This window comes from Pseudomonas sp. Pseusp10, assembly GCF_059492225.1.
In genome coordinates, this window is sequence record NZ_CP168528.1 from 191798 (window position 1) to 214081 (window position 22284).

Annotated in this window: 21 protein-coding genes, 1 pseudogene and 1 riboswitch; of the genes and pseudogenes, 9 read left to right on the top strand and 13 right to left on the bottom strand. The window is 59.9% G+C overall.

What is annotated here, in order from left to right:
* Positions 1 to 119: 119 nt before the first annotated feature.
* Positions 120 to 572 (top strand): GNAT family N-acetyltransferase, encoded by a 453-nt coding sequence (locus ACEN8Z_RS00805; RefSeq protein ID WP_442096234.1) that lies wholly within the window; start codon positions 120 to 122, stop codon positions 570 to 572.
* A gap of 108 nt (positions 573 to 680) precedes the next feature.
* Here the strand turns inward: ACEN8Z_RS00805 and ACEN8Z_RS00810 are convergent, their stop codons facing one another.
* Genes ACEN8Z_RS00810 through ACEN8Z_RS00820 form a run of 3 tightly spaced genes read right to left on the bottom strand, consistent with a single transcriptional unit; the run spans position 681 to position 3672 of the window.
* Positions 681 to 977, bottom strand: coding sequence for a winged helix-turn-helix domain-containing protein (locus ACEN8Z_RS00810; RefSeq protein ID WP_116261465.1), 297 nt, complete (start codon positions 975 to 977; stop codon positions 681 to 683).
* Positions 978 to 1014: 37 nt separating this feature from the next.
* On the bottom strand, positions 1015 to 1503 hold the full coding sequence (locus ACEN8Z_RS00815) for a M48 metallopeptidase family protein (RefSeq protein WP_007995683.1): 489 nt from the start codon (positions 1501 to 1503) through the stop codon (positions 1015 to 1017).
* A gap of 45 nt (positions 1504 to 1548) precedes the next feature.
* A complete protein-coding gene (locus tag ACEN8Z_RS00820; protein WP_495596489.1) occupies positions 1549 to 3672 on the bottom strand; it encodes a putative bifunctional diguanylate cyclase/phosphodiesterase in 2124 nt (707 codons plus the stop codon).
* A gap of 311 nt (positions 3673 to 3983) precedes the next feature.
* Here ACEN8Z_RS00820 and ACEN8Z_RS00825 point away from each other — a divergent pair, with 311 nt between their 5' ends.
* Positions 3984 to 4652, top strand: coding sequence for a polysaccharide lyase family 7 protein (locus ACEN8Z_RS00825; protein WP_442096236.1), 669 nt, complete (start codon positions 3984 to 3986; stop codon positions 4650 to 4652).
* A 190-nt stretch (positions 4653 to 4842) separates the two neighbouring features.
* Here ACEN8Z_RS00825 and fba read toward each other — a convergent pair whose 3' ends face one another.
* The 6 genes from fba to tkt form a co-directional block, all read right to left on the bottom strand.
* Positions 4843 to 5907 carry a class II fructose-bisphosphate aldolase gene (fba, locus tag ACEN8Z_RS00830; RefSeq protein WP_007981624.1) on the bottom strand — a complete coding sequence of 355 codons (1065 nt, stop codon included), beginning with the start codon at positions 5905 to 5907 and terminating at the stop codon, positions 4843 to 4845.
* Between the two features lie 232 nt (positions 5908 to 6139).
* Positions 6140 to 6469, bottom strand: a complete 330-nt coding sequence (locus ACEN8Z_RS00835; protein ID WP_495596490.1) for an MliC family protein — start codon at positions 6467 to 6469, stop codon at positions 6140 to 6142.
* Between the two features lie 56 nt (positions 6470 to 6525).
* Positions 6526 to 6747 (bottom strand): hypothetical protein, encoded by a 222-nt coding sequence (locus ACEN8Z_RS00840; RefSeq protein WP_007975465.1) that lies wholly within the window; start codon positions 6745 to 6747, stop codon positions 6526 to 6528.
* Positions 6748 to 6782: 35 nt separating this feature from the next.
* Complete coding sequence (locus ACEN8Z_RS00845; protein WP_007981629.1) at positions 6783 to 7946, bottom strand: phosphoglycerate kinase; 1164 nt, start codon at positions 7944 to 7946, stop codon at positions 6783 to 6785.
* A 26-nt stretch (positions 7947 to 7972) separates the two neighbouring features.
* The gene (gene epd / locus ACEN8Z_RS00850) at positions 7973 to 9031 is read right to left on the bottom strand and encodes an erythrose-4-phosphate dehydrogenase (protein WP_033052154.1); all 1059 of its coding nucleotides are present in this window, start codon (positions 9029 to 9031) and stop codon (positions 7973 to 7975) included.
* A 185-nt stretch (positions 9032 to 9216) separates the two neighbouring features.
* Positions 9217 to 11214, bottom strand: a complete 1998-nt coding sequence (tkt, locus tag ACEN8Z_RS00855; RefSeq protein ID WP_495596491.1) for a transketolase — start codon at positions 11212 to 11214, stop codon at positions 9217 to 9219.
* Positions 11215 to 11475: 261 nt separating this feature from the next.
* Here tkt and ACEN8Z_RS00860 point away from each other — a divergent pair, with 261 nt between their 5' ends.
* From ACEN8Z_RS00860 to ACEN8Z_RS00875, 4 genes and pseudogenes are all read left to right on the top strand, one after another.
* Positions 11476 to 12471: an ArsR/SmtB family transcription factor gene (locus ACEN8Z_RS00860; RefSeq protein ID WP_495596492.1), complete on the top strand. Its 996-nt coding sequence runs from the start codon at positions 11476 to 11478 to the stop codon at positions 12469 to 12471.
* A gap of 18 nt (positions 12472 to 12489) precedes the next feature.
* A complete protein-coding gene (gene metK, locus ACEN8Z_RS00865) occupies positions 12490 to 13680 on the top strand; it encodes a methionine adenosyltransferase (protein ID WP_007995691.1) in 1191 nt (396 codons plus the stop codon).
* Between the two features lie 354 nt (positions 13681 to 14034).
* Positions 14035 to 14598: pseudogene (locus ACEN8Z_RS00870) on the top strand (NAD-dependent DNA ligase LigB); the annotation flags it as partial.
* A 96-nt stretch (positions 14599 to 14694) separates the two neighbouring features.
* Complete coding sequence (locus ACEN8Z_RS00875; RefSeq protein ID WP_495596493.1) at positions 14695 to 15090, top strand: DUF1090 domain-containing protein; 396 nt, start codon at positions 14695 to 14697, stop codon at positions 15088 to 15090.
* A gap of 172 nt (positions 15091 to 15262) precedes the next feature.
* On the opposite strand, the gene ACEN8Z_RS00880 is transcribed toward ACEN8Z_RS00875, so the two are convergent.
* Entirely contained in the window at positions 15263 to 15712 is a 450-nt protein-coding gene (locus tag ACEN8Z_RS00880; RefSeq protein ID WP_495596494.1) for a c-type cytochrome, read from the bottom strand.
* 127 nt (positions 15713 to 15839) lie between these two features.
* Between ACEN8Z_RS00880 and mltA the strand changes: the two genes are divergently transcribed.
* Positions 15840 to 17024 (top strand): murein transglycosylase A, encoded by a 1185-nt coding sequence (mltA, locus tag ACEN8Z_RS00885; RefSeq protein ID WP_495596495.1) that lies wholly within the window; start codon positions 15840 to 15842, stop codon positions 17022 to 17024.
* 114 nt (positions 17025 to 17138) lie between these two features.
* Here the strand turns inward: mltA and ACEN8Z_RS00890 are convergent, their stop codons facing one another.
* Both ACEN8Z_RS00890 and ACEN8Z_RS00895 read right to left on the bottom strand, forming a co-directional pair.
* On the bottom strand, positions 17139 to 17522 hold the full coding sequence (locus tag ACEN8Z_RS00890) for an MAPEG family protein (RefSeq protein WP_495596496.1): 384 nt from the start codon (positions 17520 to 17522) through the stop codon (positions 17139 to 17141).
* Positions 17523 to 17572: 50 nt separating this feature from the next.
* Positions 17573 to 18406 (bottom strand): EamA family transporter, encoded by an 834-nt coding sequence (locus ACEN8Z_RS00895; RefSeq protein WP_310056203.1) that lies wholly within the window; start codon positions 18404 to 18406, stop codon positions 17573 to 17575.
* A 317-nt stretch (positions 18407 to 18723) separates the two neighbouring features.
* Between ACEN8Z_RS00895 and ACEN8Z_RS00900 the strand changes: the two genes are divergently transcribed.
* The gene (locus ACEN8Z_RS00900) at positions 18724 to 19893 is read left to right on the top strand and encodes an MFS transporter (RefSeq protein WP_495596497.1); all 1170 of its coding nucleotides are present in this window, start codon (positions 18724 to 18726) and stop codon (positions 19891 to 19893) included.
* A 217-nt stretch (positions 19894 to 20110) separates the two neighbouring features.
* Here the strand turns inward: ACEN8Z_RS00900 and ACEN8Z_RS00905 are convergent, their stop codons facing one another.
* Positions 20111 to 20515: an acyl-CoA thioesterase gene (locus ACEN8Z_RS00905; RefSeq protein ID WP_007981658.1), complete on the bottom strand. Its 405-nt coding sequence runs from the start codon at positions 20513 to 20515 to the stop codon at positions 20111 to 20113.
* A 198-nt stretch (positions 20516 to 20713) separates the two neighbouring features.
* Positions 20714 to 20813: riboswitch (S-adenosyl-L-homocysteine riboswitch) on the top strand.
* Between the two features lie 23 nt (positions 20814 to 20836).
* Here ACEN8Z_RS00905 and ahcY point away from each other — a divergent pair.
* On the top strand, positions 20837 to 22246 hold the full coding sequence (gene ahcY, locus ACEN8Z_RS00910; RefSeq protein WP_007981660.1) for an adenosylhomocysteinase: 1410 nt from the start codon (positions 20837 to 20839) through the stop codon (positions 22244 to 22246).
* Positions 22247 to 22284: the final 38 nt, after the last annotated feature.

The window sequence follows — 22284 nt, forward strand, 5'->3', positions numbered from 1 at the left end:
AGACATCCACGCGAGAAATGAATGATGGCATTTTGGCCTATATCACAGATTCTTCCGCCATAAAGACTTCTGGCCTGAGTGCGCTTAGTATCGGAACGACGTTTTCAGGGAATCAAAACATGACAGTCGATTGGATCTGCAAACACCACAGCGACTTGGGCAAGGAGCAGCTGTACGCCATTTTGCAATTGCGCGCAGAAGTGTTCGTCGTCGAGCAGCAATGCGCTTATCAAGACGTGGATGGCCAGGACCTTGAAGGTGACACTTGCCACTTGATGGCCTGGGACAGCAATCAACTGGTGGCCTATTTGCGGCTGCTCGACCCGGAACTGCAAGGCGGGGACGTAGTGATCGGTCGGGTGATCATTGCCCCACACGCACGAGGCGCCGGGCTTGGACATGCATTGATGGACCAGGCGTTGAAGCAGATTGAAGAACGCTGGCCGGAAACTCCGATCTACCTCTCAGCCCAGACACATTTGCAGGGGTATTACGGGCGGTACGGGTTTGTCGTGACGGGTGAGGAGTTTGTCGAGGATGGCATTCCACACATTGGCATGCGTCGTTCTTGAAGTCCTTATCGCGAGCAAGCTCGCTCCCACACTGGATTGTGTTCACAACTCAAATCAACTGTGGGAGCGGGCTTGCCCGCGAAGGCATCGGCTCAGACGCTACAGATTTCAGGGATACTCCAGCACCGCTTTGATCTGCCGCAGATTACGCTCGATCCAACCGCGATCAATCGCCCCCCACTCGCGAATCCGATAGCGTCCCGCATGGTTGCGCGCGCCCTCTTCCTGCTCGAACTCACAAACGATATCCAGATCCGCCAACGCCGCGATGGTGTCCTGCGCCGTACGCCTGGGCATGCCGGTGACCTCGGTCAGCGTCGGGACGCTACTGGCCAGACCGCTGTCGATCAGGTACGCCACGTACAACCGGCGATAGAAGCTGCTCTTGGTCTTGCTCACGTCCATCAAATGCTCCTTAAAAGATCGCAGCCTGCGGCAGCTCCTACAGATCCCGCCATGTCAGGTACACCCGCACATCGAACTCCACCTGGTGATACCCCGGCAGCATGTGCTCGCACAGTTTGTAGAAAGCCTTGTTGTGGTCCGATTCCTTGAAGTGCGCCAGCTCATGCACCACGATCATCTTCAGGAACTCGCCAGGCGCTTCCTTGAACAGCGACGCGATGCGGATTTCCTTCTTGGCCTTGAGCTTGCCACCCTGCACCCGGGAAATCGTGGTGTGCAGGCCAAGGGCACGGTGAGTGAGGTCCAGGCGGTTGTCGAACAGCACCTTGTCGATGGCCGGAGCATTACGCAGGTATTCCTGCTTGAGGTCCAGGGCATAGGTATACAGCGCCTTGTCGCTCTGCACCCCGTGTTTTTCAGGGTAACGCTGGCTCAGGTAGTCGCCCAGCCGACCGTCGGCGATCAGCTGGCGCACCTGATCCTGCAAGGTAGCGGGATAGGCCTGAAGATATTTCAACACAGTCATCGGGGCGGCAATACACGTCACTGAAAGGTCGCCAGTGTAGCGAATTCAGCGGGGCAGCGCGCTCCAGTCAAACGGCTGGACAAAGACCCCGGTGTCTTCGGCCATCATCGGCCGGGCCACCAGAAAACCTTGCACATATTCACAGCCATTGGCTTGCAGCCATTCAAACTGCGCGACGGTTTCCACCCCTTCGGCAATCACCAGCATCCCGAACTGTTTGCACAGGTCGATCACACCGCGCACCAGTGCCGCATCCCGTACCGACTCCGGCAACCGGGCGATCAAATGCCGGTCGAGCTTGAGGGTGTCCAGCTCCAGGTCGCGCAAGTGCGACAGGGAGCAGGGTCCGGCCCCAAAGTCATCCAATGCCACTCGTACGCCCAGATTGCGCAGCAGGCGCAATTGCTTGCGGGTTTCTTCGGGGTTGTGCAGCAAGGCCTCTTCCGTGACCTCGACCTCAAGTTGACGCGATTGCAAGGCATGGCGCTCCAGCACCTGGCGCAACTCTGTGGCCAGGTTGGGCATGCCGAACTGTGTACTGCTCAAACTGACGCCCAGCACCAGATCCTCGGTAAACAGGGACTCCCAGGCTTTGCGTTGCCCGGCGCTACGATGATAGATCCAGCTGCCCAGACGGCTGATCAGCCGCGCCTCCTCCATCAATGGCAAAAACAGCCCCGGGGGGACATCGCCAACGCTCGGATGCTGCCAGCGCAACAAGGCCTCGAAGCCACGAATCCGACCGTCGGCTACCGCCACCTGAGGCTGATACACCAGATTGAAATCGCGGTTCTCGATGGCCGTGCGCACACTTTCTTCCAGCATCAGCCGCGAGCGCGCCCGGCCGTTCATTTCGTGATCGTAGAAGCGATATTGCTGGCGACCGGCGCGCTTGGCTTCGTACATGGCGATGTCGGCCGCCCGCAGCATCCCGTCGAGATTGGCGCCACAATCAGGGAACGTGGCGATGCCAATGCTGGCACCCAGGGCGATATCGAGGCCGTCGATCTGCTGACAGATCGACACCCGCTCGATGAGCTTCTCGGCAATCTTCGCCGCTTGCTCGGGGAGCTCCAGATCCAGCAGCGCAGTGAATTCGTCGCCACCCATCCGCGCCAGAATGTCGAAGGGCCGCAGGCAAGCCTTCAACTGCTCGGAGACCCAGCGCAACACCCGATCACCGGCATCGTGCCCGAGCGAATCATTGACGCGCTTGAAGCCGTCGAGGTCCAGGTACATCAAGACCCAGGAACAGTCGGAACGCTCACTGCGCAACAGCAGGTTCTCTACGGTCTGGTAGAAACCCCGGCGGTTGAGCAGTCCGGTCAGCGGATCGGTGACCGCCTGAAACTCCAATTGCTTATGCAGATGACGCACCACCGACATGTCCAGCACGGTCACGACCATCGCATGTTGCTCGGCAGGCAATGGCGCGCAGGACAAGGCCACCGGCACCTGCTGTCCGGGCGCCGTTCGTAGCAGGGCATCGTGCAGGCGCAGGGTTTCGCCGCGTTTATATCCGGTCAGCAACTCGGAATCGGCCCAGATCGGAATATGCGGTTTTTGCAGGTAGTCCAGAAACTCCTTGCCTTGCAGTTCCTGCACCGTGGCATTGAGCAACCGTGACATCGCCGGATTGGCAAAACGAATCAGACCGTCCTCACCCAATACCAGAATGCCTTCGGCAGTGTTATCCAGCACCGACGCATTAAAGGCACGAGCTGCTTCCAGATCATGACTCAGGCGCTGCAAGGCCCGGCGGTTACGCTGGTGTTCGAGCAACGCCTGGACCTTGGGCGTGAAGACCTGTGGGTCGAACGGCTTGAACAGGTAATCCACCGCACCACTGGCATAGCCCTTGATCACGGCGTCCTGGGACTGTTCGTTGGCGGTCAGGAAAATGATCGGCGTGAGACGGGTTCGCTGGCTACCGCGCATCAGGCGCGCCACTTCATAACCGTCCATGCCCGGCATCTGCACGTCCAGCAGCACCAGGTCGAAATCGTGTTCAAGTAACAAACCGAGGGCCTCGAAACCCGAGGCGGCAGTCATGACCCGCCAGTCCTGGCGCTGTAACAACGCCCGCATGCTGATCAGGTTTTCAGGGTAATCGTCGACGACTAAAAGGGTTGAGCCGCCTTCTACTGGCGTGGGTTGCGCGCATTCCATGCTGCTTCTCTAATTGCGGGGTGTCAGGCCGGTTTCTCGTGAAAACCGGACAAATACTGTGCCTCCACTCTAGACCCGGTTCTGCAAAAGCAGAAGGTGTCAGTGAGCCATCATTTAATCGCAGTGTCTTTTTACCGACTAACGGTCGATGAAGCCCGGGAAAGATGGCATCTTCGACAGGATGTTGACGTCAGCCACCCGTCAGACGAGAGTTAACAAAATATCCCGCTACGCTTATAAAGGCCGCCCCAAAGGTGCGGTCTAGAGCTTCTGGCACGTCCGTGCAGCATGAATCAAGTGGAAGAACCGACATGATCGATCTCGCAACCTGGAACCTCAGCGTCCCCGTCGGCAGCCCGCCGTACACCGTTGAAACCTCAAAACTGGTGGATGGTTTCAAAGATCAATACTTCCATTCCGACACGGGCACATTATTTTTCTGGTCGCCCGTGACTGGCTCCCGTACCGAAAACGCGATTTATCCGCGCACCGAATTGCGTGAAACCTACAGCAACGGCACGTTGCACAACTGGTATTACCCGGATGCCGACAATTTGTTGCATGCCACTCTGGCCGTGAACCAGGTGCCGAGTACCGGGAAAATCGTCATCGGCCAGATCCATGCCTATCAAAGCCAAAAACCTTTGGTGAAGGTCGAGTACCAATACAAAACCAGTACAGCCACCGGCAATATCGTGGCCAAGGTCCGGATGCATCCCGACGACGATGAGGGCCGGGTGATCATCGTTGCGACGGGAGTGAAACTCGACCAGGAGTTCAACTATCTCATTCACCTCAGCCCCGGTGGCGCCTTGGGCATCAGCGCGGCAGGTTATCAATGGGATACGCAAATCAGCACAACCTGGCGCGACAAACCGTTGTACTTCAAGGCCGGGGTGTATGTGCAGGACAACACCGGGTACACCACTGAAGGCGGGAAAGTAACCTTCAGCAAGCTGGATATCGATCACAATCAATGATGTCGAGGCACCGTTGACCCTGTGCGGGCTTGCTCGCGAAGGCGTAGTGTCAGGCGACATTCAATGTTGAATGACACACCGCTTTCGCGAGCAAGCCCGCTCCCACACTGACCGCGTCGACCATGGATCATCGCCCACAAAAAACCCGCCTTTCGGCGGGTTCTTTATTGATGAAGCTTAACGCCCGGGCTTAGTTGACCTTGGCGTTCAACTCACCCTTCAGATAACGCTGATACATGCCTTCCAGCGAGATCGCCTTGATCTTCGAAGCGTTGCCGGCAGTGCCGAAGGCTTCGTAGCGAGCGATGCACACGTCGCGCATGGCGGTGACGGTGGCGCCGAAGAATTTACGTGGGTCGAACTCGCTCGGGTTGGTGGCCATCAGGCGACGCATTGCGCCTGTGGATGCCAGGCGCAGGTCGGTGTCGATGTTGACCTTGCGCACGCCGTGCTTGATGCCTTCGACGATTTCTTCAACCGGTACGCCGTAGGTTTCCTTGATGTCGCCGCCGTACTGGTTGATGATCGCCAGCCACTCTTGCGGAACCGAAGACGAACCGTGCATCACCAGGTGAGTGTTCGGAATGCGCTTGTGGATTTCCTTGATGCGGTCGATGGCCAGCACGTCGCCGGTAGGCGGCTTGGTGAACTTGTACGCGCCGTGGCTGGTACCGATGGCGATGGCCAGGGCATCCACCTGAGTGCGTTTTACGAAGTCAGCGGCTTCTTCCGGGTCGGTCAGCATCTGGCTGTGGTCCAGAACGCCTTCGGCGCCAATGCCGTCTTCTTCACCGGCCATGCCGGTTTCCAGCGAACCCAGGCAGCCCAGCTCGCCTTCTACCGAAACACCACAGGCGTGGGCCATGGCCACGGTCTGTTGGGTCACACGGACGTTGTAGTCGTAATCGGTCGGGGTCTTGCCGTCTTCGCCCAGGGAACCGTCCATCATCACCGAGCTGAAGCCCAGCTGGATGGAGCGCTGGCAGACGTCAGGGCTGGTGCCGTGGTCCTGGTGCATGCACACCGGGATGTGCGGGAATTCTTCGATGGCGGCCAGGATCAGGTGACGCAGGAACGGTGCGCCGGCGTATTTGCGAGCACCGGCCGAAGCCTGGACGATCACCGGGGAGTCAGTCTTGTCAGCGGCTTCCATGATGGCGCGCATCTGCTCAAGGTTGTTGACGTTGAAGGCTGGAACGCCGTAGCCGAACTCGGCTGCGTGGTCCAACATCTGGCGCATGCTGATAAGTGCCATTGTGTGTATCTCTCCCGGTTGAGGGTCGTTAATCGTGCCAGCCTGCCGGAGCGGCGGCGGCTATTCAAGTTATTGCAGATCGGGGGTTGGCCCGGGCTGCGAATTCGGTGTTGCATCAATTCCAGAACATCGCCCCCTGTAGGAGCGAGCCTGCTCGCGATGGTGGCCCAGACAACGCGGGAATTCAGGTGCCCCGCGTTATCGTTAACGACCATCGCGAGCTTGCTCGCTCCTACAGGTGACAGCCACGGCCGATCAAATCATTGGTGGCGACCCAGTAAACCAGGCCTTCCTCACCTTTTATGTGAAACGCCAGCATGTCATTGCTGTACAGCGAACCCGATGCACCCGGTTCCTGCTTCAGGCGGTAGACCTGATCGGCACCGCCCAGGCGCACGTCGACTTCTTTGCGGCTGTCGTCGGTGTAGCGCCACAGCACCTTGGCCTGGCTGTCGCAGGTCCAGGTGGTCCAGTTATCCACAGGTGTGGACGACTGGAACAGGTTCAACTGAGCACAACCGGCCAACAGCGCCAGCGCCGTGACGGCGATAAAACCTTTCATCCGTGTCCCTCGACTGGCGGCGCACGCTGCCAGCCCTGAATAATGAGTCAGACCCGTCAAGGGCAGCCATGTTCCTTGGCGGGCGTCCGGGTCTCGTATTTGTCCAAGCCTTCCGGCCCGGAACGCTTGTTGAGCACCGGGTTGGTTTCCGCCTGCCAGTCAGCCTGGTAGCAGCCTTTGTCCGACTCGGACGGCGCTGGCTCCGCAGTGGCCTTCGGATTACTCCCGCAAGCCACCAGCGAACCGGCGACGATCAACAGCGCTAACGTCTTGACCATTTCAACACTCCCTTGCCTGGTCAAACGGGCGACCCTCAGGCCTTGGCCCGGCTTTCCAGGACTTCAACGGCAGGCAGAACCTTGCCTTCGACGAATTCGAGGAACGCGCCGCCACCGGTAGAAATGTAGGAGATCTGCTCGGCGACGCCATATTTGTCGATGGCAGCCAGGGTATCGCCACCGCCAGCAATGGAGAACGCCGCGCTGTCTGCGATGGCCTGGGCCAGCACTTTGGTGCCATTGCCGAACTGGTCGAATTCGAACACGCCGACCGGACCGTTCCACAGGATAGTCCTGGACGACTTCAGCAGCTCGGCGAAATTCGCCGCGGTCTGCGGGCCGATGTCCAGGATCATGTCGTCGGCAGCGACGTCAGCGATCAGCTTGACGGTCGCAGCGGCGCTTTCAGCGAATTCCTTGGCAACCACCACGTCCACTGGCAGCGGCACGCTGACTTTGGCGGCGATGGCGCGGGCGGTGTCGAGCAGGTCTGGCTCATACAGCGACTTGCCGACCGGGTGACCGGCAGCGGCCAGGAAGGTATTGGCAATACCGCCGCCGACGATCAACTGGTCGCAGATCTGGCTCAGGCTGTTCAGTACGTCGAGTTTGGTCGACACCTTGGAACCGGCAACAATGGCAGCCATTGGCTGGGCTGGAGCGCCCAGGGCCTTGCCCAGTGCATCCAGTTCGGCCGCCAGCAGCGGGCCGGCAGCGGCGACTTTGGCGAACTTGGCCACGCCGTGGGTCGAACCCTCGGCACGGTGAGCGGTGCCGAAGGCGTCCATCACGAACACGTCGCACAGGGCGGCATATTGCCGGGCCAGTTCGTCGGCGTTCTTTTTCTCGCCTTTATTGAAGCGCACGTTTTCGAACAGCACGATGTCGCCGGCCTTGACGTCAACGCCGCCCAGGTAGTCGGCCACCAGCGGCACTTCACGGCCCAGGGCACGGCTCAGGTAGTCGGCGACTGGCTTGAGGCTGTTCTCGGCCGAGAACTCGCCTTCGGTCGGACGGCCAAGGTGCGAGCAGACCATCACGGCCGCGCCTTTTTCCAGGGCCAGCTTGATGGTCGGCAGCGAGGCCAGGATACGCGCATCGCTGGTGACAACACCGTCCTTGACTGGGACGTTGAGGTCTTCGCGGATCAATACGCGCTTACCTTGCAGATCGAGGTCGGACATCTTCAACACGGTCATGGGTCGCATTTCCTGAGTAGCTGATCTTAGAGAGCAGGTTTTTTTGAAGTCGCTGTTTGCAGATAGTGTTCTGCAACGTCCAGCATTCGGTTGGCAAAACCCCATTCGTTGTCGAACCAGGCCAGGATGTTCACCAGCCGTGGGCCGGAAACTCGGGTCTGACTGGCATCGACGATCGCCGAATGTGGGTCATGGTTGAAATCACAGCTTGCGTGAGGTAACTCGGTGTAAGCCAGCAGGCCTTTGAGCGGGCCACTGGTGGCGGCTTCGCGCAGGATCCGGTTGACCTCGGTGGCGTCGGTCGCGGTGGCGGTCTGCATCGTGATATCGAGGCAGGACACGTTGACCGTCGGCACCCGCACGGCTTTGGCCTGAATTCGGCCGGCAAGTTCCGGCAACAGGCGTTCGATACCACGCGCCAGACCGGTGGACACCGGAATCACCGACTGGAACGCCGAACGGGTGCGGCGCAGATCTTCATGGTGATAGGCATCGATGACCGGCTGATCGTTCATCGCCGAGTGAATGGTGGTGATCGACACGTAATCCAGGCCAATGGCCTGATTCAGCAGGCGCAGCAGCGGCACGCCGCAGTTGGTAGTGCAGGACGCGTTGGACACCAGCAGTTCGTCGCCGGTCAGGCAATCCTGGTTCACGCCGTAGACGATGGTAGCGTCGACGTCCGTCTCGCTGGCCATCGGCTGGGAAAACAGCACGCGCGGAGCGCCAGCGTCGAGGAAACGCTGGCCGTCTTCGCGAGTGTGATAAGCGCCGGAGCACTCCAGCACCAGATCGACGCCCAGGGACGCCCAATCGATGCCTTCGGGGGTGGCACTGCGCAGGACCTTCACGCAGTCGCCATTAATATGCAGACAATCGCCCTCGACCTTCACTTCGCCGGGAAAACGCCCGTGGGTGGAGTCGAAGCGTGTCAGGTATTCGATGCTGGCCATGTCTGCCAGATCATTGATCGCGACAATTTCAAACCCGGCCTTTTCGCCTCGCTCGAACAACGCACGCAAGACGCAACGACCAATCCGGCCGTAGCCGTTGAGTGCAACTTTGTAGGGACGCGGTTGAGGCATGGGGTTCTCGATAGACGCAGTCAGACGAATTTTCGCTAACAACACACCCTTGTAGGAGCGAGCTTGCTCGCGATGGATTTCAGGACAACGCGTTCATCCAGACAGCCAGCGTTATCGTTTACGACCATCGCGAGCAAGCTCGCTCCTACAGGGGATCGCGGTGGCCAGGGCCACCGCGTCGTGTTTTAGTCTTCCAGCAGCTCTTCAGCCTGACCCAGGATGTTTTCCAGGGTGAAGCCGAACTCTTCGAACAAGGCCGACGCAGGCGCCGACTCGCCGTAGGTGGTCATGCCGATCACACGACCTTCCAGGCCCACGTACTTGTACCAGTAGTCGGCGTGGGAAGCCTCGATGGCGATACGGGCGCTGACCTGCAACGGCAGGACCGATTGCTTGTAGCCGGCGTCCTGGGCATCGAACACGCTGGTGCACGGCATGGAAACCACGCGCACCTTGCGGCCCTGCTCGGTCAGCTTGTCGTAAGCCTGAACCGCCAGCCCCACTTCGGAACCCGTGGCAATCAGGATCAGCTCAGGTTCGCCTGCGCAGTCCTTCAACACGTAACCGCCACGGGCGATCTCTTCGATCTGAATCGCATTGCGGGTTTGGTGCTGCAGGTTCTGACGCGAGAAGATCAGGGCCGAAGGACCGTCATTGCGCTCCAGCGCGTACTTCCAGCACACCGCCGATTCAACGGCGTCGGCTGGACGCCAGGTATCGAGGTTCGGCGTGCAGCGCAGGCTGGCCAGTTGCTCGATTGGCTGGTGAGTCGGGCCGTCTTCGCCCAGACCGATGGAGTCGTGGGTGTAGACGTGGATCACACGCTGCTTCATCAGGGCCGACATGCGCACCGCGTTGCGCGCGTATTCCATGAACATCAGGAAGGTCGCGCCGTAAGGCACCAGGCCGCCGTGCAGGGCAACGCCGTTCATGATCGCGGTCATGCCGAACTCGCGCACGCCGTAGTACATGTAGTTGCCGCTGGCGTCTTCGGCGGTGACGCCTTTGCAGCCTTTCCACAGGGTCAGGTTGGAACCGGCCAGGTCAGCCGAGCCGCCGAGGAACTCAGGCAGCAGCGGGCCAAATGCGTTCAGGGCATTCTGGCTGGCTTTACGGCTGGCGATGGTTTCGCCCTTGGCGGCCACTTCGGCGATGTACGCCGAGGCTTTTTCCGAGAAGTCGGCCGGCAGTTCGCCGCTCAGACGACGCACCAGTTCGTTGGCTTCGGCAGGGAACGCGGCGGAGTAGGCAGCGAAACGCTGGTCCCACTCGGCTTCCACAGCGCGACCGGCTTCCTTGGCATCCCACTCGGCGTAGATATCGGCCGGGATTTCGAACGGGCCATGATTCCATTTCAGCGCCGCACGGGTCAGGGCGATTTCCGCGTCACCCAGCGGGGCGCCGTGGCAGTCTTCCTTACCTTGCTTGTTCGGCGAACCGAAACCGATGGTGGTCTTGCAGCAGATCAGGGTTGGCTGCTCGCTTTTGCGCGCAGTGTCGATCGCAGTCTTGATCTCTTCCGGGTCGTGACCGTCGACATTGCGGATCACTTGCCAGTTGTAGGACTCAAAACGCTTCGGCGTGTCGTCGGTGAACCAGCCTTCGACTTCGCCATCGATGGAGATGCCGTTGTCATCGTAGAAGGCGATCAGCTTGCCCAGGCCCAAGGTACCGGCCAGGGAAGCGACTTCGTGGGAAATGCCTTCCATCATGCAGCCATCACCCAGGAACACATAGGTGTGGTGGTCGACGATGTTGTGGCCAGGACGGTTGAACTGCGCCGCCATGATTTTTTCGGCCAGGGCAAAACCCACGGCGTTGGCCAGGCCCTGGCCCAGTGGGCCGGTGGTGGTTTCCACGCCAGGGGTGTAACCGAGCTCCGGGTGACCCGGGGTACGGCTGTGCAGTTGACGGAATTGTTTCAGGTCGTCAATCGACAGGTCGTAGCCGGTCAGGTGCAGCAGCGAGTAGATCAACATCGAGCCGTGGCCGTTGGACAGCACGAAGCGGTCACGGTCGGCGAACGATGGATTGCTCGGGTTGTGCTTGAGGTAGTCGCGCCAAAGTACTTCGGCGATATCTGCCATACCCATAGGGGCACCGGGATGGCCGCTGTTGGCTTTTTGCACGGCATCCATGCTGAGGGCACGAATGGCGTTGGCACGCTCACGACGGCTAGGCATCGCTGATCTCCTGGGGGTTTGAATAAAACGAAACGGAAAAAAGGCGAGCATTTTCCCTCACCGGGCCGCCTCGGGGCAATGACAGATAGTCATCTGGAGGCGTTTTTCCAACGGATAACGGCGGTTTCGCCTGATGAATCCTTTCCGCCGTTCGTTTGTTGACTGAAGCTAACGTCGAGAAGTGCCATCCATCGAGCAATATCAAAACTTTTTGATATTGCTCTTGCGATGCATTCGACCCGTGACTAGACTGCCGGCCCTATGAACTTACGCGTGCCTTCCATTCAACATGACGATTGCGATGAGCTGGCAGCCTTGTGCAAGGCTGGCGGCGATCCCTTGCGGCTGAATGTTTTGCGCGCACTGGCCAACGATTCGTTCGGTGTGCTGGAACTGGCGCAGATCTTCGGCATCGGCCAGTCAGGCATGAGCCACCACCTCAAGGTACTGGCCCAGGCCGACCTGGTAGCGACGCGCCGCGAAGGCAATGCGATTTTCTACCGTCGCGCCCTGCCCCACACCGAACTGCTGGGCGGCAAACTGCACGCAGCCCTGCTCGAAGAAGTGGACAACCTGACGCTGCCGGCCGATGTGCAGGCGCGCATCGCCCAGGTTCATGGGCAACGTGCGGCGGCCAGCCAGGACTTTTTCTCACGGGTTGCGGAGAAGTTTCGCGCCCAGCAAGACTTGATCGCCGGCCTGCCGCAATACCGCGAAAGCGTGGTGGCCCTGCTCGACAAGCTGAGCTTCGACAAAGACGCCACGGCCATTGAAGTCGGCCCTGGCGATGGCGCATTCCTGCCGGAACTGGCGCGCCGCTTCTCGCAAGTCACGGCACTGGACAACAGCAGCGCGATGCTCGAACTGGCGCGCCAGGTCTGCGAACGCGACAAGCTGACTAACGTTAACCTGCAATTGGCCGATGCATTGAACGGCGTCAGCCTCAAGGCCGATTGCGTGGTACTGAACATGGTGCTGCATCATTTTGCCGCGCCGGCCGATGCGCTCAAGCACATGGCCCACTTGCTGCAACCAGGCGGTAGCCTGTTAGTGACAGAGTTATGTAGCCACAACCAGAGTTGGGCCAAGGAGGCCTGCGGTGATCTCTGGCTGGGGTTTGAACAGGACGATTTGGCCCGCTGGGCCACCGCTGCGGGACTCGCTCCCGGGGAAAGCCTCTATGTAGGCTTACGCAATGGTTTCCAGATCCAGGTCCGCCATTTTCAGCGACCGGCTGGCGACACTCACCATCGGTAATTTCAGGAAAACATCGAGATGAGCGAATACTCCCTTTTCACCTCCGAGTCCGTGTCTGAAGGGCATCCGGACAAAATCGCCGACCAGATTTCTGATGCGGTGCTGGACGCCATCATTGCTGAAGACAAGTTCGCCCGTGTGGCGTGCGAGACTCTGGTGAAAACGGGCGTGGCGATCATCGCCGGCGAAGTCACCACTACCGCCTGGGTTGACCTGGAGCAGATCGTTCGTGACGTGATCACCGACATCGGCTACACCAGCTCCAACGTCGGCTTCGACGGTGCGACCTGCGGCGTGATGAACATCATCGGCAAGCAGTCCCCTGACATCAACCAGGGTGTCGACCGTGCCAAGCCTGAAGATCAGGGCGCCGGCGACCAGGGCCTGATGTTCGGCTATGCCAGCAACGAAACCGACGTGCTGATGCCAGCGCCGATCACCTTCTCGCACCAGCTTGTGCAAAGGCAAGCCGAGGCCCGTAAATCCGGTCTGCTGCCTTGGCTGCGCCCGGATGCCAAGTCGCAAGTCACCTGCCGCTACGAAAACGGCAAGGTGGTCGGTATCGACGCCGTCGTTCTGTCGACCCAGCACAACCCTGAAGTGTCGTACAACGACCTGCGCGAAGGCGTGATGGAGCTGATCGTCAAGCACGTGCTGCCTGCCGAACTGCTGAGCAAAGACACCCAGTTCCACATCAACCCGACCGGCCAGTTCATCATTGGCGGCCCGGTGGGTGACTGCGGTCTGACCGGTCGCAAGATCATCGTCGACAGCTACGGCGGCATGGCCCGTCACGGCGGTGGCGCGTTCTCCGGCAAGGATCCATCGAAGGTTGACCGTTCGGCGGCCTACGCCGGTCGTTATGTGGCCAAGAACATCGTTGCCGCCGGCCTGGCCGAGCGCTGCGAGATCCAGGTGTCCTACGCCATCGGTGTTGCTCAACCGACGTCGATCTCGCTGAACACCTTCGGCACCGGCAAGATCAGCGATGACAAGATCGTCAAACTGGTCCGCGAAGTGTTCGACCTGCGCCCATACGCGATCACCACCATGCTCGACCTGCTGCACCCGATGTACCGCGAAACCGCTGCGTACGGCCACTTCGGTCGCACCCCGGCGACCAAGACCGTGGGTGACGACACCTTCACCACGTTCACCTGGGAAAAAACCGACCGCGCCGACGCTCTGCGTTCTGCTGCCGGCCTGTAAGATTTCCCCGCAATACCCGAAGCCCCGCACGGTTCGCGCCCTGCGGGGCTTTTTATTGGCTTGCGCTTGAGACCGCGTGACCTCATCGCGAGCAGGCTCGCTCCCACAGTTGATCTTTGGAGCGCCCGAGATCTGTGGGCAAACGCAATTCCCTGTGGGAGCGAGCTTGCTCGCGATGAGGCCAGTGCAACCACCAGAAATACCCGGCAAAACACCCCCTGTCCGCACCACCCCATACTGACCTGGCCTTCACGCACCTCACCGAGCAAGGACGCTCAAGATGCTTCCCGACTTGCGCCTGTTTTTCGCCTTTCTACTGACCTTTGCCCACCTGACCGCCAGTGCCACCGAATGCCCGGACTGACCATCCCCAGGCTCGATAGCGTCGTATTGCGCAGCAGCGAACGCGCAGAATTGAACGCGCCGCAGGCAGCGGACTTTCATTCGTTGAGTTGCTGGCAACCGACCCCGGGCTGCGAAAGCCAGTTTCTCGCGCGCCTGACCTGGCTCAGCAGCAAACAGGGGCTGGCACTGCCCAATGTGGGTCCGGGCACGTGGGAAAAACTTCTTGCAACAGGTCGCCTGAACGGTCTTCTGGATTGGTTGACCCTCGATGCCCAAGAGCTTGCTACCATTGACGGTTTCGGCGAACGCAGTGCGGCTCGCCTTGCAAACAGTTTCAACCAGGCCCGGCAACGCCCGTTCGCGCACTGGCTGAAAGCCCTGGGATTGCCGCCGACAGGTCAGGCACCTCTCGGCGATGCATGGCAGGCACTGGTACAGCGAGATACCCAACAATGGCAGGCCCAGGCCGATATCGGGCCGGGACGCGCGGCGCAATTGAACGCTTTTTTCCGCCATCCGCAGGTCCTGGCCTTGAGTGAAACGTTACGTGATGCGGGGATTGACGGCTTTTAGCTGTCAGCCCCGCGTCCACCGGGAACCCCTGTGGGCCGCCAGGCTCCAACAAGCCATCGCCACACCGGTCTGCTTGCCTTCTTACATGGAGCTTTTATGAAATTTCTTTCACCGCTCGCCCTGTTGACCCTTTGCAGCGTGTTGGCCACCCCGTTGATGGCGGACGAGGAAGCGCCGGGGCTGAGCGGTTGTGCGGCCAAGAAGCAAGGTATCGTCAACCAGATCGAATTGGCCAAGGTCCACGGTAACGCCGATCAGCAGGCAGGCCTGGAAAAAGCCCTGAGCGAAGTCGAAGCGAACTGCACCGACGCCTCGCTGAAGAAAGAACGGGAAAACAAGGTGCTCGACGCCAGACACGAAGTCAGCACGCGCCAGGCGGACCTCGACAAGGCCATGAAAAAAGGCGACCCCGACAAGATCAACAAGCGCAAAGACAAACTCGCCGATGCCCGCAAGGAATTGCAGGACGCTTTGGATGAGCTGGATAAATAAGCACTGGCAACGAACATGGATCTTTGGTGCTACTAAAGCAGCCTTCGCGAGCAAGCCCGCTCCCACATTGAGTTTCGGCTGGCACAAATGTTGTATTCACTGAAGAACCAATGTGGGAGCGGGATTGCTCCGGGCGGCGTTCCGACGAAGACGTCAGACCGGACAACACCAATCAATGATCCCGAAACGCCTTATGACACGCACTGCAAGCATCTTCGACTTTCTGCACCGCCGGCCCCAGGTTGCTGGCCTTGTAGGGTTGAACCTGGCTGGCGATCACCAATTCACCGGTGGCGGATTCAAGGTCACGGGCCATGGCCTGGAAGCGCGCCTGCTGCTCCCAGACATCGCTCTTGGCGCTGGTGTGATCTTCCTCGCGGACCTGCGGAAAGTGTTGCCACGGCTCACGGGACAGCGCATCGAGTTTCACCGCGCCCTCGGCGAACTTAGGGCCATCGAACGCAATGCGCCCACGCAACATGCCGCCCAGGTCTTCACCGATGTTGAGCATCTGCTTGAAAATGGCCTTGCGCTGGCCCAGCGGCGAGTTGGGGTCGATACCGCCACAAGCGGACAATGTCAGGCAGGCCAGCAATACAACAGAAAGTCTTTTAAGAGTCATGGTGGCTTCAGGTCACGGAAACGGCGGCCAGTATCCTCGTGTCATCGGCAAAGACCAATAGCCCTATTATCAACAAGGGTTGCCTGAACGCATGGAGCGCTCAGGCAACCGGCAAAGGAATCACTCCATGAACAGCCGTTTCAAGGCATGGCGTCACAGCCTGGCCTGGACCCTGCCGATGGTGGCCCTGCTCGCAGGCTGCACCGGTGGCGACAAGCAACAACCGAAAACCCACGCCCTGGCCACCTACTCCAGTGCGACATGGGAAGCGCTGCCGGCGGTGTCCGACAACGACCTGGTAGCCGGCTTCGGTTCGTGGCGCAGCGCCTGCACCCGACTCAAGGCCGACCCGGTCTGGGGCGCAACCTGCACAGCGGCCGCCAACGTGCCGCAAACCGCCGGCGACATCCGTGGTTTTCTCAAGCAGAACCTCGACGTTTACGGCCTGCGTGCCGCCAACGACAACCCCAACGGCTTGATCACCGGCTACTACGAGCCGGTCTATCCCGGGAGCCTGACCCAGACCAGCGCTGCCAATGTCCCGGTGTATGGCGTCCCCGAGGACATGATCATCGTCGCCCTCGACAGCATTTACCCGGAACTCAAGGGCAAACGCCTTCGCGGTCGACTCGAAGGTCGCGTGCTCAAGCCGTACGACGATGCGGCAACCATCGAAAACAAAGGGGTCAAGGCGCCGGTCGTGGCCTGGCTGACCGATCCGATGAACCTGCAGTTCCTGCAAATCCAGGGTTCGGGTCGTATCCAGCTCGACAATGGGCGCCAGTTGCGAATTGCCTATGCCGATCAGAATGGCCATCCGTATCGACCGATCGGCCGCTGGCTGGTGGAACAGGGTGAGTTGAAAAAAGAAGACGTGACCATGGGCGCCATCAGCACATGGGCCAAGGCCAATCCGACACGGATTCCCGAACTGCTCGGCAGCAACCCCAGCTACGTGTTCTTCACCCGTAACCCGGACAGCAACGAAGGTCCGCGCGGCTCGTTGAACGTACCGTTGACCGCCGGTTACAGCGCGGCGGTGGATCGCAAGGTGATCCCACTGGGCAGCCTGTTGTGGCTGTCCACCACCAGACCGGACGGCACAGCGCTGGTTCGCCCCGTGGCCGCACAGGACACCGGCGGTGCCATTGCCGGCGAGGTTCGGGCGGATCTGTTCTGGGGTACCGGCGATGCGGCCGGGCAACTGGCCGGGGACATGAAACAGCAGGGACAGATCTGGATGCTCTGGCCCAAAGGTGCTGCGTTGCCGCAAGTGCCGCAGGTGGCGGATGCAGAGAAGACAAAACCCTAAACCAGCGGTGGCTGCCAGATAGCTATCGCGAGCAGGCTCGCTCCCACATTGAAACGCACACTCCTGTGGGAGCGAGCCTGCTCGCGATGAGGCCCGCAAATACCCTGAAGATTTTTAGACCGACACCACAAAAAAACTCACGATCAACGCCATCCCCACGAACCACACCAGCGACCGCAGCGTCGCCCAGTCCGCCAGGTAGCAAATGATGTAAAGCAGGCGACTGGTGATGAACAACACCGACAGCACATTGATCGTCACCAGTTCGGCATTGCCGGCCAGGTGCGCCACGATCACCGCCGCGGCAAACGCCGGAATCACTTCAAAACTGTTCAACTGCGCCGCGTGCGCCCGCCTGCCAAAGCCTTCCAGAGAGTCGAGAAAATCCCGAGGGTCATGATTGTCTTTCAGCCTGAACCCGCCACTGATCTTGGCGACCAACGTACATACATACGGCAGGAGAATCGCGATCAAAACGCACCACAGAGCCACCGTCATAACGCCGTCCTTTTTTCAAGTTCATAGAAAATCGAATTTCATCGGAGCGATCAAAACTTCATCACCAGTATGCCGATCAGTACCAGCCCGCAGGCCAGGAGCCGAGGCCGACCGAAAGGCTCCTTGAGGTAACGCATGCCAAACAGCACCACCAGAATCACACTGATCTCGCGCAATGCCGCCGCTTCGGCAATCGAACCCAGTTGCATCGCCCACAGCACCAGAGCGTAGCTGAATAACACGCAGAACCCGACCGCCAGGCCCAACCGCCACTGCTCGCGCCAGAACAGCATGAACGCGGGGCGCTTGCGCACCAACGCCAACAGCGGAAACGGCCAGGCGCTAAGCAGAGTGACCCAGACCAGGTAATCCAGTGGATGAGACCAGCGTCGCAATGCCTGCCCGTCGATGTACGTGTAGCAACCGATGCACAGGCCGATCAACGCCACCACCGGCAACATCGACCACGGCAGGCGCGCACCGCCACCGCCCTGCCAGAGCAGGCACAGCATGCCGAACGGGATCAGCAGGATGCCGAAAATCTGTTGAGGGGTCAGTACTTCCCCGGCAAAGATCAGCGTCAGCCCCAGCACCACCAACGGTGACAGGCCGCGCATCAATGGATAGACCAACCCGAGGTCGCCGACCCGATAGGCCTGGATCAGCAAATAGCGATAGAGCAACTCGAACGCCGCCGATGCCAGTATCCATGGCCAGATCTCCAGTGGCGGCACGCTCAGAAACGGCAACATCAGCGCGACAAAGAGCAGCGCCACGCTGTCCATGCAGGCCACCACCAACAGCCGCTCCGCACTGAACTTGATCAGGGTATTCCACGCCGCATGCAACAGCGCCGCCACCAACACCAACGCCGTCGCAAGCACGGCCTACTCCTTTTGTCGTCTCCACGATCCCTGTAGGAGCGAGCCTGCTCGCGATGGACGTCAACGATAACGCGTGCTGTCTGAATCAACGCGTTGCCTTGACGTCTTTCGCGAGCAAGCTCGCTCCTACAGAATCCGCGCAGAGAATTGATTCGCCATATGTCAGTGGCTGTTTATACTGCAAGCGACCACGCCGCACTCAGTTGCGCACAGACTAATTCCAATAAAAATTCTGCCTGGCCCGCTCTCCTCGAGAACGGTCGTCGGCCTGCGTATGCCTGATCACAGCGTCAAGACTACCGACAGAGACCTTGCGCATGCCACTCGCTTTGCTTGCCCTTGCTGTTGCCGCCTTCGGCATCGGCACCACCGAATTCGTCATCATGGGTCTGTTGCCCGACGTCGCCCGCGACCTCAGCGTGAGCATTCCCGATGCCGGACTACTGATCACCGGCTACGCCCTGGGTGTGGTGTTCGGCGCGCCAATCCTCGCCGTCGGCACAGCCAATATGCCGCGCAAAGCCACCCTGCTGGGCATGACGCTGATGTTCATCCTCGGCAACATGCTCTGCGCGCTGGCACCGAATTACGCCACGCTGATGGCCGCGCGCGTGATCACGGCGCTGTGCCACGGCGCATTTTTCGGCATCGGTTCGGTGGTGGCTGCCGGGCTGGTGGCACCCAACAAACGGGCCCAGGCGATTGCCATGATGTTCACCGGCCTGACCCTGGCCAACGTGCTCGGTGTGCCGTTGGGCACCGCACTCGGGCAATACGCTGGTTGGCGCTCAACCTTCTGGGCGGTGTCGGTGATCGGGGTACTGGCCGCGATTGCGCAATGGGTCTGGCTGCCGAAAAACATTGCGATGGATAAAGCCAACCTGGCCAGCGAGTTCATGGTGCTGGGCAAGGCCAACGTACTGCTGGCCCTGGGCATGAGTGTGCTGGCCTCGACCAGTCTGTTCAGTGTGTTCACTTACATTGCACCGATCCTGCAGGACATCACCGGTGTCAGCCCTCACGGCGTCACCATCATGCTGCTGTTGTTCGGCGTTGGCTTGACCGCCGGCAGCATGCTCGGCGGTCGTCTGGCGGACAGTCGACTGCTGCCTTCGCTGGTGGGCATGGCGCTGGCGGTGCTGGTGGTGCTGGCGGCGTTCACGCAAACCAGCCACTCGGTGATCCCTGCGGCAATCACACTGGTGTTGTGGGGGACGTTTGCCTTCGCCCTGTGTCCGATCCTGCAACTGCTGATCATCGATCAGGCCCATGAAGCACCAAACCTGGGTTCGACCTTGAACCAGAGCGCCTTCAACCTCGGCAACGCCGCCGGAGCGTGGATTGGCGGACTGGTGGTGGCCAGCGGCGCGGATCTGGCGGACTTGCCATGGACCGGTGCACTGGTCAGCGGGCTGACCGTGTTGACTGCACTGTTCTTCATCTATCGCCAGCGGCGCGGTGCGGCTGCGCTTGATGTGGCGGGCTGAGTATGTTCCTGGTCGCCCCGGGTGCGGATGATTTCATGCAACATCGCGGCACGGGGCGGCGGGCTATTTAGCTACGACACGCGGGGTTTACGGCTGTTCAGTGCCCAGACAAATCTTCGGCGAATACAGAACCGCTTTCGCGAGCAAGCCCGCTCCCACATTTGAAACGCACTCCAATGTGGGAGCGGGCTTGCTCGCGAAGAAAACGACGCCGATCTTACTGAACGGCGTCATCATCCTTGAACTGGTCCTTGACGTACTTGATCTCGGTCCGCCCGTGGGGCGCCGGCAAGCCGTCTTCACCGAGGTTCACGAAGACCATTTTCTCGACCGTGAGGATGCTCTTGCGGGTGATCTTGTTGCGCACTTCGCACGTCAGGGTGATCGAGGTGCGGCCGAACTCGGTCGCCGTGATGCCCAGCTCGATGATGTCGCCCTGGCGCGAGGCACTGACGAAGTTGATTTCGGAAATGTACTTGGTGACCACACGCTGATTGCCCAACTGGACGATGGCGTAGATCGCCGCCTCTTCGTCGATCCAGCGCAGCAGGCTGCCACCGAACAACGTGCCGTTGGGGTTGAGGTCTTCGGGTTTTACCCATTTGCGGGTGTGGAAATTCATATTCACTCCTGACCATCTTGCCGATTGATGCCCGGCATCATGGCAGAGCCCGGACTAGAGCTCTATAAAGCTTCGACTATGGTCTCGATTACCGTTCGGACATTGACCGACAGAAACGCTTTGGAAGATCAGCATAGCCCGCTATAATCGCCCCCGTTTCAAAACGGTCATCATCACTTGATACCGTTTTCCCGCCACCTGTCCGAGGGGCGCTGCAGCAGGTTCGACCTGTCAGGCTCGGATGGGGCGTTGCCTGGCCTTAAGCCAGACACTAAACGCACAACGGCGCCCATTCGCATACATTACGAATGGAGGCTCTTCATGAGCGCTGTTATCACGCCTGCAGATTTTACCGATTACAAAGTCGCCGACATGTCCCTGGCTGCCTGGGGCCGTCGCGAAACCATCATCGCCGAATCCGAAATGCCAGCCCTGATGGGTCTGCGCCGCAAGTATTCCGTTGAGCAACCGCTCAAGGGCGCGAAGATCCTCGGCTGCATCCACATGACCATTCAGACTGCCGTGCTGATCGAAACCCTGGTTGCCCTGGGTGCCGAAGTGCGCTGGTCGTCCTGCAACATTTTCTCGACTCAGGATCAGGCCGCCGCTTCCATCGCCGCTGCCGGCATCCCGGTTTTCGCCTGGAAAGGCGAGACCGAACAAGAGTACGAGTGGTGCCTGGAGCAAACCATCCTCAAGGATGGCCAGCCATGGGACGCCAACATGATCCTCGACGACGGCGGCGACCTGACCGAGCTGCTGCACAAGAAGTACCCACAGGTTCTGGACCGCGTTCACGGTGTGACCGAAGAAACCACCACCGGCGTTCACCGCCTGCTGGACATGCTGGCCAAGGGCGAGCTGAAAATCCCGGCCATCAACGTCAACGACTCGGTAACCAAGAGCAAGAACGACAACAAGTACGGCTGCCGTCACAGCCTGAACGATGCGATCAAGCGCGGCACCGACCACCTGCTGTCCGGCAAGCAAGCGTTGGTCATCGGCTACGGCGACGTGGGCAAGGGTTCTGCTCAGTCCCTGCGCCAGGAAGGCATGATCGTCAAGGTTTCCGAAGTTGACCCGATCTGCGCCATGCAAGCCTGCATGGACGGTTTCGAAGTGGTTTCGCCGTTCATCGACGGTATCAACAACGGTACTGAAGCCAGCATCGACAAGGCACTGCTGGGCAAGATCGACCTGATCGTGACCACCACCGGCAACGTCAATGTTTGCGATTCGAACATGCTCAAAGCCCTGAAGAAGCGTGCTGTTGTCTGCAACATCGGCCACTTCGACAACGAAATCGACACCGCTTTCATGCGCAAGAACTGGGCATGGGAAGAAGTGAAGCCGCAGGTTCACAAGATCCACCGTACCGGCGCTGGCGATTTCGACCCGCATAACGACGACTACCTGATCCTGCTGGCCGAAGGCCGTCTGGTTAACCTGGGCAACGCAACCGGCCACCCGAGCCGCATCATGGACGGTTCGTTCGCCAACCAGGTTCTGGCGCAGATCTTCCTGTTCGGCCAGAAGTACGCCGACCTGTCGCCAGCTCAGAAGGCCGAGCGCCTGACCGTTGAAGTACTGCCAAAGAAACTCGACGAAGAAGTGGCCCTGGAAATGGTCCGTGGCTTCGGCGGCGTTGTGACTCAACTGACCAAGACCCAGGCCGACTACATCGGCGTGACCGTCGAAGGTCCGTTCAAGCCGCACGCTTACCGCTACTGATACGCCCTGCCGCTCCCTTGTAGGAGCGAGCTTGCTCG